This window comes from Streptomyces sp. NBC_01390 (assembly GCF_045040105.1).
Lineage (GTDB): Bacteria > Actinomycetota > Actinomycetes > Streptomycetales > Streptomycetaceae > Streptomyces.
The window spans coordinates 2179447-2193706 of the sequence record NZ_CP109551.1; the positions used below are offsets into that span (position 1 = coordinate 2179447).

General features: G+C 70.2%; 13 protein-coding genes and 1 pseudogene. 5 read left to right on the forward strand and 9 right to left on the reverse strand.

The window, feature by feature from the left end:
• Nucleotides 1-136 precede the first annotated feature (136 nt).
• Both OG241_RS09810 and OG241_RS09815 read left to right on the forward strand, forming a co-directional pair.
• Nucleotides 137-1246 (forward strand): hypothetical protein, encoded by a 1110-nt coding sequence (locus OG241_RS09810; protein WP_405814805.1) that lies wholly within the window; start codon nucleotides 137-139, stop codon nucleotides 1244-1246.
• Between the two features lie 110 nt (nucleotides 1247-1356).
• Nucleotides 1357-2658: an MFS transporter gene (locus tag OG241_RS09815; RefSeq protein ID WP_405814806.1), complete on the forward strand. Its 1302-nt coding sequence runs from the start codon at nucleotides 1357-1359 to the stop codon at nucleotides 2656-2658.
• Between the two features lie 41 nt (nucleotides 2659-2699).
• Here OG241_RS09815 and OG241_RS09820 read toward each other — a convergent pair whose 3' ends face one another.
• Both OG241_RS09820 and tuf read right to left on the reverse strand, forming a co-directional pair.
• The gene (locus OG241_RS09820) at nucleotides 2700-3491 is read right to left on the reverse strand and encodes a spermidine synthase (RefSeq protein ID WP_405826109.1); all 792 of its coding nucleotides are present in this window, start codon (nucleotides 3489-3491) and stop codon (nucleotides 2700-2702) included.
• A gap of 154 nt (nucleotides 3492-3645) precedes the next feature.
• Nucleotides 3646-4815 (reverse strand): elongation factor Tu, encoded by a 1170-nt coding sequence (gene tuf, locus OG241_RS09825; RefSeq protein WP_405814807.1) that lies wholly within the window; start codon nucleotides 4813-4815, stop codon nucleotides 3646-3648.
• Between the two features lie 455 nt (nucleotides 4816-5270).
• Between tuf and OG241_RS09830 the strand changes: the two genes are divergently transcribed.
• Nucleotides 5271-6056 (forward strand): TVP38/TMEM64 family protein, encoded by a 786-nt coding sequence (locus tag OG241_RS09830; RefSeq protein WP_405814808.1) that lies wholly within the window; start codon nucleotides 5271-5273, stop codon nucleotides 6054-6056.
• Nucleotides 6057-6092: 36 nt separating this feature from the next.
• On the opposite strand, the gene OG241_RS09835 is transcribed toward OG241_RS09830, so the two are convergent.
• From OG241_RS09835 to OG241_RS09845, 3 genes are read right to left on the reverse strand one after another with little or no spacing between them, the layout of a single operon-like run.
• The gene (locus OG241_RS09835) at nucleotides 6093-6806 is read right to left on the reverse strand and encodes a cupin domain-containing protein (protein WP_405826111.1); all 714 of its coding nucleotides are present in this window, start codon (nucleotides 6804-6806) and stop codon (nucleotides 6093-6095) included.
• A 26-nt stretch (nucleotides 6807-6832) separates the two neighbouring features.
• Nucleotides 6833-7768 carry a PmoA family protein gene (locus OG241_RS09840; RefSeq protein WP_405814809.1) on the reverse strand — a complete coding sequence of 312 codons (936 nt, stop codon included), beginning with the start codon at nucleotides 7766-7768 and terminating at the stop codon, nucleotides 6833-6835.
• Nucleotides 7765-9012, reverse strand: coding sequence for a Gfo/Idh/MocA family protein (locus OG241_RS09845; protein ID WP_405814810.1), 1248 nt, complete (start codon nucleotides 9010-9012; stop codon nucleotides 7765-7767). The genes OG241_RS09840 and OG241_RS09845 overlap by 4 nt, the downstream gene beginning before the upstream one ends.
• 350 nt (nucleotides 9013-9362) lie before the next feature.
• Between OG241_RS09845 and OG241_RS09850 the strand changes: the two genes are divergently transcribed.
• Nucleotides 9363-10238, forward strand: coding sequence for an undecaprenyl-diphosphate phosphatase (locus tag OG241_RS09850; protein WP_405814812.1), 876 nt, complete (start codon nucleotides 9363-9365; stop codon nucleotides 10236-10238).
• A 301-nt stretch (nucleotides 10239-10539) separates the two neighbouring features.
• Here the strand turns inward: OG241_RS09850 and OG241_RS09855 are convergent.
• Nucleotides 10540-10686: pseudogene (locus OG241_RS09855) on the reverse strand (2,4-dichlorophenol 6-monooxygenase); the annotation flags it as partial.
• Nucleotides 10687-10813: 127 nt separating this feature from the next.
• Nucleotides 10814-12238 (reverse strand): non-reducing end alpha-L-arabinofuranosidase family hydrolase, encoded by a 1425-nt coding sequence (locus tag OG241_RS09860; protein WP_405814813.1) that lies wholly within the window; start codon nucleotides 12236-12238, stop codon nucleotides 10814-10816.
• Between the two features lie 392 nt (nucleotides 12239-12630).
• Between OG241_RS09860 and OG241_RS09865 the strand changes: the two genes are divergently transcribed.
• Entirely contained in the window at nucleotides 12631-13131 is a 501-nt protein-coding gene (locus tag OG241_RS09865) for a hypothetical protein (RefSeq protein ID WP_405814814.1), read from the forward strand.
• Nucleotides 13132-13166: 35 nt separating this feature from the next.
• Here OG241_RS09865 and OG241_RS09870 read toward each other — a convergent pair whose 3' ends face one another.
• Complete coding sequence (locus OG241_RS09870; protein ID WP_405814815.1) at nucleotides 13167-13817, reverse strand: TetR/AcrR family transcriptional regulator; 651 nt, start codon at nucleotides 13815-13817, stop codon at nucleotides 13167-13169.
• 3 nt (nucleotides 13818-13820) lie between these two features.
• Complete coding sequence (locus OG241_RS09875; RefSeq protein ID WP_405814817.1) at nucleotides 13821-14225, reverse strand: PaaI family thioesterase; 405 nt, start codon at nucleotides 14223-14225, stop codon at nucleotides 13821-13823.
• Between the last annotated feature and the right edge of the window lie 35 nt (nucleotides 14226-14260).

Genomic DNA, 14260 nt, shown 5'->3' on the forward strand with positions numbered 1-14260 from the left:
GGAGCGGACAACATCCGTTTCATTGCCACTTCATCGCCATTGCATCGCCGCCGACACCGTCGTCCCACCGGTCGGCGACGACCCCGAGGCCACTCCGGCCGGATCCGGCCCGCCGATCGCCGTATCGTTACCGGCCATGTGGCCAGAAGAGCAGCCGCCCGGGGGCGAGCAGAACCCGCAGGACCCGCACCATCCGCAGCAGGCACAGGTCCCGCCGCACAATCCCTACCAGCAGGCGGGCTATCAGCAGCCGAACCCGTACCAGCAACCCGGCTACCAGCAGACCGGGTATCCGCAGCCCAACCCCTATACCCAGCCCCCGCAGCAGCAGCCGCAACCGGCCTGGGGTGCTCCGGCGCCGACAGGCGCCCCGCAGCCTCCGTCGGACGGAGGCGGGAACCGGACGAAGGTCACCGCGATCGTGGCGGCCATCGCTGTCGTGATCACGGCCGGGGTGACCGGTTTCCTGGTCCTGGGCGGCGACAAGGACGAGCAGGCGGGCGCGGGCCCGGCCAAGGACAAGCAGTCCGCGCCCGCGTCGACACCCGCCCCCGAATCGGCGGACCCCGGTGATTCGGCCCCCGCGTCCGAGTCCCCGTCGGCTTCCGACGACAACCCTCGGGACTCCCAGGCCGAGCAACCGACCGTCGCCGGCTGGAAGGTGGTCGTGAATCCGAAGTGGGGCACAGCCTTCGACGTACCGGCGGGCTGGGAGGTGAAGTCGCCGGGCACGCTGATCGGCTTCGAGGAGACCGACGCCAAGGCCGACACCAAGCCGCTCATCACCATGTCGGCGCCCGCGTACTACAAGTCGAAGTGGTGTGTCTCGGACGACGACAAGGACGGCCGTACGTCGGACACCGCGCTCGCGGCCGTGGGCACCAAGGGAGCGAGCGGCGCCAAGAACGCCGACGAGGTCGCCCTGAACCAGGTCCCCTGGTGGGTCTACGGCGGCTACACACAGCCCGACAAGAAGAGCCTCGTCTTCGACGAGAAGGCGACTCCGTACACGACGAAGTCGGGCATCAAGGGCAGTTTCGCCCGGGCCCACTCGAAGAACACCCCGCAGACGGGGAAGTGCGCGAGCGACGGCAAGGCCATCACCTTCGGTTTCAAGAACTCGGTCGGCGACTACGTGGCATGGAGCCTCTACGGCGCCACAGGCGTCACCGGGGAGGTGTCCGAGAAGACGATCATGCAGATCCTGAGCACGGTCCGACTGCACGGGGACCCGACCGGGGCGTGACGCGGGCGTGCGGGACGTACGGAGCGGGACCGGCCGAAACCGGCCGGTCCGGGGCGCGGCGGGTCAGGAAATGAATTGGCAAGTCGGCGGTGGGCGGCGATAGTCGCCCGGTGACCTCCGCCGGCTCCCCCACCACACGTCCACGCCGCCCCGACTGGGCGGGCCGCAACTACAGCCTCCTGACCGCATCGGCGGTGGTGACGAACCTCGGCAGCAACGGGGCGACGATCGCCGCCGCGTTCGCCGTGCTGGAGGCGGGCGGCGACGCCGGTGACGTGGGGCTGGTCGCGGCAGCACGGACGTTGCCGCTGGTGCTGTTCCTGCTGATCGGCGGCGCGGTCGCCGACCGGCTCCCCCGGCATCATGTGATGGTCGCCGCCAACGCCCTCAACTGCCTCTCCCAGGCGGCGTTCGCGGTGCTGGTCCTGGCCGGGGAGCCACAGCTGTGGCAGATGATGCTGCTGACCGCCCTCGGCGGCACCGGGCAGGCGTTCTTCAGCCCGGCGGCCGAGGGCATGCTGCTGTCCTCGGTCAAGGGTGACCAGGCCGCCCGCGCCTTCGCGGTGTTCCGGATGGCGATGCAGAGCGCCTCGATGGGCGGCGCGGCCCTCGGCGGCGCGATGGTCGCCGTGCTCGGCCCGGGTTGGGTCCTCGCCGTGGACGCGGTGGCGTTCGCCGTCGCCGGGGCACTGCGCTCGTTCCTCGACGTGAGTCACATCCCGGCGCGCGAGCCGGGCAGCGGCATGCTCTCCGATCTGCGAGAGGGCTGGCGGGAGTTCGCCGGACGGTCCTGGCTGTGGGTGATCGTCGTCCAGTTCGCCGTCGCCAACGCGGTCATCGGCGCCGCCCAGTCGGTGTACGGCCCGCTCGTGGCCCGCGACAGCCTCGGCGGAGCCGGCCCCTGGGGACTGGCGCTGGCCACCTTCGGGGCCGGCACGGTCGCCGGTGCCCTGCTGATGACGCGTTGGAAGCCACGCCGGCTGCTGCTCGCCGGCACCCTCTGCGTGTTCCCCCTCGCCCTGCCCGCCGCCGCGCTCGCCGTACCGGCGCCGATGGCCGTGCTCTGCGCGGTGATGTTCACGACCGGCGTGACGCAGGAGGTGTTCGGCGTGAGCTGGATGACCGCGCTGCATCAGGAGATCCCCGAGGACAAGCTCTCCCGCGTCTCCGCGTACGACTGGTTCGGCTCGGTCGCGCTGCTCCCTCTCGCCACGGCACTCGCGGGCCCGGCGGAACACGCCTTCGGCCGCACTCCGGCCCTGTGGGGCTGCGCGGCCCTGATCGTGGTGGTGACGGCGGCGGCCCTGTCCGTACGCGACGTACGGAACCTCACCCGGCGCACGAAGAAGACCACCCGTGATTCGGCCCAGGAGGCGCCGGTGAAGGGCGAGTTGGAGAGCACCGACGGCTGACGCCCCCCGCGTTCCCCTACGCCGGCCTCGCCCACCGAGCCTCACCCGATCCCGAAGGCCCCCTGCGGCGGCACTGGTGACGGCACCGCCTCCTCGTCCCGGACAGGTGCGGCGCCTCCGATGAACTCCCTTAGCGCGGGCCCGTGTTCAAGGCGGGCCGGGAAGGCGTCGGAGGCGACCCGGCGGGCCAGGGCGGCCGGATCGAGGGGGCGGTGCGCGGCGACGATCACCGCGTTGCCGAAGCGCCGGCCCCGTAGAACACCCGGCTCGGCGATCAGCGCCAGCTCCTCGAACACCACTGAGAACGTGGCGAGCTGGGAGCGCAGAAAGGCGAAGGGCGCGGCGTCGGCCAGGTTGGCGAGGTAGACGCCGTCACCGCGCAGCACCCGCCGGGCCTCTTCGGCGTACGTCAGGGAGGTCAGGTGAGCCGGAACGCGTGACCCGCCGAACACGTCGGCGACAAGCACGTCCGCGGAGTCGTCGGGGGCGACTTCGAGCCATGCGCGGGCGTCGGCCGCGTGCAGGGCGATGCCCGCGTCGACGGGGAGCGGAAGGTGTTCGACGACCAGGTCAAGCAGCCCGCGATCGGCCTCGACGACGTCCTGCCGGGAACCGGGCCGGGTCGCGGCGACGTACCGGGGCAGGGTGAGCGCGCCACCACCGAGGTGCAGCACGTCCAGCGCCCGCCCCGGCTCCGCGACGGTGTCCAGGACGTGCCCGAGCCGACGCGCGTACTCGAACTCCAGATACGTCGGCTCGTCCAGGTCGACGTACGACTGGGGCGCCCCGTCGACCGTGAGCAGCCAGGCACGCTCACGGTCGACGTCGGGCATGAGCTTGGCGAACCCATGATCGACGGCACGGGCAACGGGTATCGACTCCTCGTTCACCCTTTCATTGTGCCTGGCTTCAGCGTGCCCCAAGGGGCGTGGGGGACTGCGCGACCAGCCACAACGGCCCCGCAGTCCCCCACGCACACCAGCCACCTCACTCCACGGCGGTCACGGTCCCCGCCCCCACAGTCCGCCCACCCTCACGGATGGCGAACCCGAGCCCCGGCTCCAACGGCACCTCACGCCCCAGCTCGACGGTCATCGTCACCGTCTCCCCGGGCCGCGCGACAGCCACCTCACCAAGGTCCACGTCCCCCACCACATCCGCGGTCCGGATGTAGAACTGGGGCCGATACCCCGTCGAGACCGGCGTCGTACGCCCGCCCTCGCGCCCCGACAGCACATACACCTGTGCGGAGAACCGCCGGCTCGGTACGACGCTGCCCGGCGCCGCGACGATGTGCCCGCGTCGGACCGCGTCCCGTGGCACTCCGCGCAGCAGCAACGCCACGCTGTCCCCCGCCTGCGCCTCCTCCATCGGCTTGCCGAAGGTCTCCACGCCGGTGACCACGGTCTCGACGTCCGCGCCGAGCACCTCGATCCGGTCACCCACCCGGACGGTGCCGCGCTCGACCGCGCCCGTGACCACCGTTCCCCGGCCGGTGATGGTGAGCACGTTCTCCACCGGCAGCAGGAACGGCGCGTCCAGATACCGCTCGGGGACGGGCACATAAGTGTCCACGGCGTCGAGCAGCGCGTCGATCGACGCCGTCCAACGGGGGTCGCCCTCAAGAGCCTTGAGGGCGGACACCCGCACCACGGGTACGGCGTCGCCGCCGTAGCCCTGGGCACTGAGGAGTTCGCGGACCTCCAGCTCCACGAGGTCCGTCAGCTCCTCGTCACCCGCGTCGGCCTTGTTGATGGCGACCACGATGTGGTCGACGCCCACCTGCCGGGCCAGCAGGACGTGTTCGGCGGTCTGCGGCATGATCCCGTCGAGCGCGGAGACAACGAGGATCGCCCCGTCGAGCTGCGCGGCCCCGGTGACCATGTTCTTGACGTAGTCGGCGTGGCCGGGCATGTCCACGTGCGCGTAGTGCCGGGTGTCGGTCTCGTACTCCACGTGCGCGATGTTGATGGTGATGCCCCGCGCGGCCTCCTCCGGGGCGCGGTCGATCCGGTCGAACGGGACGAACGTGCCGGAGCCGCGCTCGGCGAGCACCTTGGTGATGGCGGCGGTCAGGGTGGTCTTCCCGTGGTCGACGTGACCCATCGTGCCGATGTTGAGATGCGGTTTCGTGCGGATGTAAGCCGTCTTGGACATGGCGGTACCTCGAAGCCTCTTCAGCGGTACTGAGTGAAGGTCCCGGCGCGGAGAACGCGGCCGGGACGGGGACCCCGAGGAAGTTCGCCGACCCTCCCCCTACGGGGTCCGCCGGACGATCCGGGAAGGGTCAGCTTCGAGCGCCGTCGGCTGCGGCCAAGAGGATCGGGACGGCAGCCTTCGGAGCATCCGCGACTGCGGACGCTGCGAGAGGGAAGGCATACCGGAACATGAGGCCGATCATCGCCGACGCGTCACCGCACGTCGAATGGTTTTCCGGCGACAAGGGCTTCGCGAGCGCGGGAAGGCCCGCAGCAGTGGCGCATGTCACGGCGTGGTGTTTCCGCAGGGTAGGGAGTCACGTGTCACCGGGCGCGCCGGTCGTGTCCCCGGTTGTTCCCCCGTTGAGACGAACCATACGGCGATCACACATATCCGTCGGTTAGTGTCGCCGAATGCTCGATGCCACCACCCGCTCTGGGGGCACCGCCACGGCCACTCCCCCGGCCATCGCTTCGGAGCTCTCTCCGCTCTCGCCTGCCGTGATCGTCGTGGCCCCGCCCGGCGGCCTCGCCGCGCGCTGCACGAGAGCACTGCTCTCGCCATGGTCGCGGCTGTCGCTCCTTGTACTTCTGCTCGGCGCCGCGGCGTCGTGCGTCCTGCTCTTCGAGCCCCAGCGGCTGCTCGCCGACGGCTGGCCGCCCCAGGTCGGCGGGGCCGCGGCGGCGGTGCTCTTCGGGGCGGCGTACGGACTGTGCACCGTGGCGTTCGTGCCGCGTCCGCTGCTGAACCTCGCGGCGGGCGCGCTGTTCGGTTCCCAGCTGGGCCTCGCCGCCGCCCTCGCGGGGACGGTCCTGGGTGCCGGGCTCGCCTTCGGCCTGGGCCGCGTCCTCGGCCAGGACGCACTGCGCCCACTGCTGCGCGCCCGCTGGCTCCAGGCGGCGGACGGCCAGCTCAGCCGGCACGGCTTCCGCTCCATGATGGCGGCGAGACTGTTTCCCGGGGTGCCCTTCTGGGCCGCCAACTACTGCGCCGCCGTCTCCCGCATGGGCTGGCTGCCGTTCCTGCTCGCGACGGCACTCGGATCCGTTCCGAACACCGCCGCGTACGTCGTCGCGGGGGCCCGCGCCTCGTCGCCGACCTCCCCCGCCTTCCTGATCGCGATGGCCTTCATCGCCGTACCGGCCGTGGTGGGCGCCGTGGTGGCCTGGCGCAAGCGACACCACCTGCGCGGGCACTGAATCCGGACCCGGAAGGCGCAAGGGGCACCCCTCTGCCTACGAGGGGCCCTTGTACACGTCCAGCCGCCCGCACATCCCGAACTTCCCGTGCGCCGAAGGCTGTTCGGCCCGTACGACGGCCTGCGCGAGGTGGGACGTGTCGCCCCGTTCCAGACGGTCGAGCTGGGCGCCCGTCGCCGTGGCCGCCGCCTCGGCGCCGCGCCGCCAGCGCTCACGCCAGTCGGCGAGCCGGGGCCGCACGAGAGCTGCCGCCGCCTCATGGAAGGCGGCCAGCGCCTGTGGCCCCTCCGCCTCCCGAAGCGCCCGGTACCCCTCAAGGGCGAGGTCGCGCCGGGCCCGGGCGACCCGCTCCTGCTCGGCGACGGGCGCGTCGGCCGGGATCACGGTCGCGGCGGCGTACGTCTCCGGGTCGGTCAGATACCGGGGCGGCAGCGTCAGCACGGCGTCGCCCGCCTCCGGCAGCCCGCTGTTCTGCATGAGGACGGTGATGCGCAGTTCGTCCTCGTTGACCAGCCGGTGGATGGTGCCCGGCGTGAACCAGGCGACCGTCCCGGGCGCGAGCGGCGTCACCTCGTACCCGGACGTCGTGAGCGTCTGCACCGCTCCCCGCCCGCCCGTGATGACGTACGCCTCCGAACAGGTCAGGTGCATATGGGGAGTTCCGCCGCACACCCCGTCGTCGGCCGGCCAGTCGTAGACGGACAGGTGCGAGACGGCGACGCCGCCGGGCAGCCCGGCAAAGGCCGCCATGCCGGATGCCGTGCCGGGTGCCGCGCTCACCACGGGTGCTCCGCCAGGTACTTGGCGACGCCTTCGCGCTCCCACTCCCCGTCGGCGACGACGACCCGGTAGCGGCGGGTGAGCGTGTCGCCGGGCGCGAGCTCCAGTTCGTCGTAGAAGGCCCAGGAGGGGGCGACGGCGGCGAACGGCTCGTTGCGCACGAACCAGTGGGCGGGATGGGCGCCCTCGGTCCCCAGATGGTCGTTCTCGGGCGCGTGTGCGAAGACCAGCGTGGCGTGGCCGTCTGCGCCGTCGAACTCGCCGGAGTACGCCAGCCACGGCGCCTGCGTGCCCATCAGCTCGGGTCCCTCGGCGTCGGGGCCGAGCACGCGCCCGTCCCGGAAAGCGCGGGGGCCGCGCCAGAACAGGCCGGTGTAGCCCGCCGCCTCGCGCCCGGCGGTGGTCGGGCTGCCGAAGAGCAGCGGCTCGTCACGCCGGTTGGTGATCGCGCTCGTCCAGGTCAGCGCCCAGGAACCCGCGGTCGGGTCGACGTCGTGCACCTCGACCCGACGCGACTCGTCCGCCCACAGCTCCCCGCTGTACGGGTGCCAGGTGAGCCGCTCCGCGATGACGACCCGGCCCGCCTCCGAGGCGACCTCGTCGAAGCCGACGTGGGCCATCGAGCCGACGCGCTCGGGGAGGGCGAGATATCCCTCGCCGTGCACGTACGAGTTGCCGCCCCAGAGGTTCGACCCCGACAGATGCGAGGCCGTCAGCTGGAGGCCCTTGTGCCAGCGGTGGTCGTTGGGCCGGTAGTCGGTGACAACGTTTCCGGCGAGCGTCCGGATCGGGTGCAGATACGGCTTCGGCGCCTCCCAGGCCGCCTCCGCCCCGTACACGTAACTGAACAGCTCGACCCCGGTGACGGGTTCGGTCACGGTGATGCGGTCACCGTGCGCGTGGACGACGCGCAGGTCCTCGGACGTGGTCACGCGGACGCCTCCTCGGTAGCGGAACCGGACAGGGCACCATCGTCGCCGCTTGCGGGCGCCCAGCCGGGCGCACCGCCGTGCAGCGCGGTGTAGTAGGGGTCGCCGGGCCCGATGTCGCCCGCCTTGACGGTCGTGTCCGTGAAGGCGGACTTGTACAGCGCGGTGATCAGTTCCAGGCTGGTCCGTCCGTCCGCCCCGCTGCTGCGCGGCCGTTCGCCGGCGCGCATGCTGGCGACCAGTTCGCGCAGCTGCGCGAGGTGCGAACTGGGCACGTCCGCCCCGAAGTCGCGCCACGCGGCGATCTCCGCCTCCGGCACGTCCGGCGCCGGGGTGATGGTCCAGTCGGCGTTGGAGTGCCCGTACAGATGGGTGAGTTCGACGGTCGCGCGCTCGCAGTCGATGCGGATGCGGCTGACCTCGTCGGGGCTGAGCACACTGTTGACGACGGTCCCCAGCGCGCCGTTCGCGAACCGGACGAGCGCGGTGGACACGTCCTCGGTCTCGACGTCGTGGACGAGCCGTCCGGCCATCCCCCGCACCTCGCTCCACGGCCCGAGCAGATCGAGCAGCAGATCCATCTGGTGGATGCCGTGGCCCATGGCGGGCCCGCCGCCCTCGGTCTGCCAGCGTCCGCGCCAGGGGACGGCGTAGTAGGCGGTGTCGCGGTACCAGGTGGTCTGGCAGTGCGCCACGAGCGGCCGGCCCAGCACTCCCTCGGCGAGCAGCCGCCGCACATGCGTGGAGGCGGAGCCGAAGCGGTGCTGGAAGACGATCGAGGCGTACGGTCCGCCCCCGAGCCCCTCCTCCGCCTCGATCGCGTCGAAGTCGGCGAGCGTGGGCACCGGCGGCTTCTCGCACCAGACCCATGCCCCGGCGCGCAGCGCGGCCACGGTCTGCTCGCGGTGCAGGGTGGGCGGCGTACAGATGGTGACCAGGTCGGGCCGCTGTTCCCGGAGCATCTGCTCCAGGTCGGTGTACGCGTGCGGAATCCCGCTCTCCGCGCAGAACGCCTTGACCGCGTCGGCATTGATGTCGACGGCGGCGACGACCTCCGTCTCGCCCTCGTCGGCCAGCTGGGCGAGCGCCGGCAGATGCGACCCCCGTCCGATGGCGCCCGCCCCGATGACGGCGGCCCGGATACGACGGCCGGTGAGCGGCGGGAGCGGAGCGGATGAGGCCTGCGGCACGCGGCCTGCGGGAGAGGCGGCGGCAGAGGTGCCGGAACGGGTTGCGGGTGTGGTCATGTGCGTGATCAACGCTCCATCGGACGCGATGCCTGACGTGGGTCAACGCGTGATGACTCCGGGACCTCCGGGGGCAGCAAGCGCTTACTCTTCGCTGGCAACGTATGTTCCGTCCGAGCGGCCGGTCAACACCGCGTCGGGAGTGTCCACGGGGTGGATGGTGCGGAGAGGGCCAGCGGGCGAACCCCGCCCTTTACCGCCCCTTGACTCCGCCCCCTGTGCTCAGCCTGTCGCCGGAGGCCGCTAGGCTGCCCCCAACACACCTGATCTCCGCCGCTCTTCGAGCGTTTGTGCGCGGCGCCGGGTGTCCGTCGGCCCTTCCACGATCAGCGCTTGGACCACGTAACTTCATGTCTTGGTTTGAATCCATCATCCTCGGACTCGTCCAGGGGCTGACCGAGTTCCTCCCCGTCTCCTCCAGTGCGCATCTGCGCCTGACGGCCGCGTTCTCCAGCTGGGAGGACCCGGGTGCCGCCTTCACGGCGATCACCCAGCTGGGTACGGAAGCCGCGGTGCTGATCTACTTCCGCAAGGACGTCGGGCGGATCCTTTCGGCATGGTTCCGCTCGCTCACCAACAAGGCGATGCGCAGCGACCACGACGCGGTGATGGGCTGGCTGGTGATCGTCGGCTCGATTCCGATCGGCGTTCTCGGGGTCACGCTCAAGGACCAGATCGAGGGACCGTTCCGGGATCTGCGGATCACCGCGACGATGCTGATCGTGATGGGCATCGTCATCGGCGTCGCCGACCGGCTCGCGGCACGCGACGAGACCGGCGGCAAGCACCGGGCGGCCAAGGAACGCAAGGGCCTGAAGGACCTGGGCGTACGGGACGGTCTGATCTACGGCCTGTGCCAGGCGATGGCGCTGGTCCCCGGTGTCTCCCGGTCCGGCGCGACCATCAGTGGCGGTCTGTTCATGGGCTACACGCGTGAGGCGGCGGCCCGTTACTCCTTCCTGCTGGCCATGCCGGCCGTGCTCGCCTCGGGCGTGTTCGAACTCAAGGACGCATCGGAGGGCGGCCATGTCTCCTGGGGCCCGACGGCCCTCGCGACGGTCATCGCCTTCGGTGTCGGCTACGCGGTGATCGCGTGGTTCATGAGGTTCATCTCGCACAAGAGCTTCATGCCGTTCGTCTACTACCGCATCGCACTCGGCATCGTCATCATCGCGCTGGTCACGACGGGTGCGCTGAGCCCGCACGCGGCGGAGTCCGGGTCCTGATCCCGGGCCACACATATAGCACCATCCAGCATTTCCCAGCGCCTGACTGCATCACCACGCCATGATCATCTCCCACTCGTCTCCCACCTGGGAGGCGGGACGCACTCCCCGAGTTATGTTTTTCGCGGTCCTGCAATGGGGCCGCCGGCCTCCGGGCCCGGCATGACTTTTGCCCCCTGTCGAAGTCGATGACCTGGGGGGGTGGTGTCAGTGCGCCGTGAAGCGCTGTGAACTCGTGCGGAGGTGAGAGACCGTCGCCGTCATCCCTGTCGCAGCAGGGTGATGAAGCTGGGGGCAGCCTGATCCAGGCGTGCGGGAGCTTGACGCCGGGGCGGGTGCTGGGCTGGAAGTGCAGCTCGGGGTCGCGTGCGAAGCCGGGGTCCGGTGTGCCGTCCGGGACGATCGCGGCGGAGGCGTAGCGCTGGTTGAGGTCCACGCCGTGGGCGCTTGCCTGCCCTGCACGTCAGGGCGCCCCCTGACTTCGGCCATGCGCGAGGCGCAATCAGCGGCCGTGCGGAGGAACCCCAGCCGACGCGCGGCTGGGGTTCCTCGACGCGATGAGTATCGGTCGACGGTCAGCGTTGCAGGGTGAGGACGCCCGGCCGCCACGGCAGTTGGTCGTAGGGGCCGCTCGCGCTGGGGGACTTGCCCTGGTAGAGGAGCTGCAGGTTGCAGGGGTCGATGGTCTTGGTCTGGTCGGGGTTGTTGCGGACCAGGTCGCCGTGGCTGATGTCGTTGGTCCAGGTGGCGCCGCTGTTGGCCTTGCCCGCGAAGGGGTTGGACTCGGTGGCGGCCTGCGGGGTCCACGAACCGTTCAGGCTGGAGGCCGTGAACGAGCGGAAGAAGCGCTGCTCGCTCGCACCCCGAGCCTCGACAATCATCAGGTACTGGTTCTGGCCCTGGACCTTGTACACCTCCGGTGCTTCGAACAGGTTCTTCACCGTGTCGCTCATGACCGTCGTGTACGACGAGCCGAAGTTGCCCGGGAAGTTCCCGATCGGCATGCTCGCCCGGTAGATCTTGCCGTTGTCACCGGCGAAGAACAGGTACATGTTCTGGTCGTCGGCGATCAGGGTCTGGTCGATCGGGGCGGCCCCGGAGATGCTGCCGGTGAACAGGGGTTGCGGTGCGGACCAGCCGTTGGGGTTGGTGGGGTCGCTCGACGTGCGGTAGATGAAGGGCCACGCACCCCACTGGTACGCCAGCACCCAGATGTTCTTGGGCGCGAAGTAGAACAGCGTGGGCGCCACCGCGGCCTGGCTCATGCCGGTCTGGCCGGCCGACGCCATGTCGGACCAGTTCGTGAAGGGCGCGAACCGCATCGAGCCGTACGACGATCCCGACACGTTCGACGCGTAGACCAGGTGCTTGCCGTTGTACGTCACGTTGGTGAAGTCCTTCAGCGAGACCCACCCGTTCGCCGGCTGTGCCAACGCTCCCGTCGACGTCCACCGGTACGAGGACGACAGAGCACAGTTGCCGCCGCCCGGCGGGGTCGTCCCGGACAGGCCGGTCCACTTCTGGTTGCCGGCGCCGTTGCACGTCCAGATCTCCACCGCCGTGCCGTTGGCCGTACCGGAGCCCGTGACGTCCAGGCACAGTCCGGACTCCACGCCGACGATCGTGCCGTCGGAGTTCACTCGCCACTGCTGGTTCGCACCCCCGCTGCAGGTCCAGATCTGCACGCGCGTACCGGCCGTGGTGGCGTGGCCCGGAACATCGAGGCACTTGTTGCCGTACACGGTCAGCTGGCTGCTGTCCGTCGCCGTCCACTGCTGGCTGGTCCCGCCCGAGCAGTCCCAGATCTGCAGGTACGTGCCGTCGGTCTGGCTGGAGTTCGGCACATCGAGACATCGGCCGGCGGCGACACCACGTAAGGCGCCGCTGGTGGCCGCCTGAGCCGGGTTGGCGACGAGCATCGCCGCCAACGCGACCAGGGCCGCGATCGCAGCGGCGAGCACCACGGACACACGTCCGCGGTCGAAACTACGTCTACGCATGGGGACCTCGTTGTCCTTGGGTGAGCGGTTCCGGCTGCCCCGCGCGGAGGCCGACCGGACGGTCGAGGTGGTGCGGTGCGTAGCGGTCCGCGGCGGCGAAGGGCCGGTGGTCGCCGTCAGCGCGAGACGGCGAGAACAGGGCTGACAAGCCCATGACATATACATCGTGCGGCATACCCCTTGCGGCTCAGCGTTGCGGCAGACGTGTGCGGTGACGCCCTGCTGTGCGAGTGGAGCGGCCCTCTTGTTCGTCATACCGAACAACAGTCGAACTATCGAGCAATCTGGATGATAGGGAACCTCAGAACGGCGTCAATACTTCTCGCATGATTCGCCGGGAATCCCGAAACATTCGATGCGGGGCCACCAGAACTTACTGACATCCAGGGGCTTTGGCAGGCAGCACCCGGCTCGCCCAGGGCCAGGGCTATACCGTCTCCGACAACCAGCTCACCCTCACGGCCGCCGCCCTCACCAGACTCGTGGGCAGCCGCGCCTACGGGACCAACGCGACCATCGAGGCCCGGTACTCCGGCGAACTGCCCTGGCAGATCTACGTGACCACGTACGACAGCCCTGTGCTCTCCGACGCGACCGGCTCCACCAGCGGTCTCACCCTCCCCACCCAGTACCGGGGTGACCAACTGGCGACCATGGAGGCCACCTACGCCGACGGCTCCAACGCCGGGCCCGTCCATTGGAGTCCCTACCAGGAGCTCAACGTGTCCTTCAGCCCGGACTACTCCGGCAACGGGCTCCTGCTCACCTCCGACTTCCTCAACGCGCTCCGGGACCACACGCAGGCCAGGCTCGTCTTCCACTTCTGGAGCGGCGCCACCGTGACCTACCACGTGACCAAGAACGCCCGCGCGGTGACCGGCACCGTCGTCTGACCCAACCGCCCCAGGTGCTGTCCAGGCACCCGGGGTCAGCCCGACTGCGTCACGTCGACCAGCGAGGGTCCGGACGTGTGGGATGCGGTGAGAAGCGCGCCGTGGACTGCTGAGGACGCCGCCCGTCTGACGTAGCGATCGTGGTCCGGAGGCCAGACATCACGCTCTTGGTGGATCAGCAGGGAAACCGCCCCGTGCACGCCGGCACACAACACTCTGGCGGTCTCGGTCCTGCTCGTCACCGGAACCCCGGCATCAGCACATGCTGCGACCTTGTCCCGGAAATAGCGGAAGCACTCGTCCTCGTTCCGGCGGCTGGCCTCGGTGGCCTCCCCTGTCATCACGAGCCGGTACTGGGAAGGATGACGAAGTCCGAACGCGATGTAGGCGACGCAGATCTCGTACAGCGCCGTCACGGGAGCCGGGATGTCCCGGGACACTGCTTCCAACTCGCTGAACAGGGAGCTCCATACCCGCAGGCACGTCGCATGGACGAGGTCCCGCTTCGAGGCGAAGTGGAGGTAGACGGCCGGCGGGCTGACTCCCGCACGTGTTGCCACGGCGCGAATCGTCAGCGCCTCGGCGCCCCCGTCCTCCAGCAGTTGATCGGCGACGTCGAGGAGCTGGTCTCGGAGCAGCCCGCCCTGGCCCTTGGCGGCGCGCATCCGGGAAACGGTCGCAGACATGTATCAGGGTGCCTTCGGCACGACGGCGGTGACCACTTGGGTCACCCGGGCACACAGTTCGCCCTTCTCGTCGTGGACGTCGACCTCGATGACGGTGTTGCGCCCCAGGCGCAGGGGACGGGCTGTCGCGACGACGCTCGTGCGTGCGGGCCGAAGAAAATGCGTGCTCGACTCCACGGTGGCCGGTGCGGCGCCGACTGGACCGTTGAGGGCGGCGCACACGGCGGCACACACATCGGCGAGCCCCATCAACGCCCCTCCGTGGAGGCCGCCACCCACCGTGGAAAGGGAGAGATCGTGCGCCAGCCTGGCCCGGACGCCGGACGCCGCGATCTCCTCGAACTCGACGCCGAGCGTCTTGGCGTACGGCGCGAGCGCGTAGACCTCTTCGGCTTCCAGTGTGACCACGAGCTGCTCCCGTCCTGAGTTAACGACGTTAACTT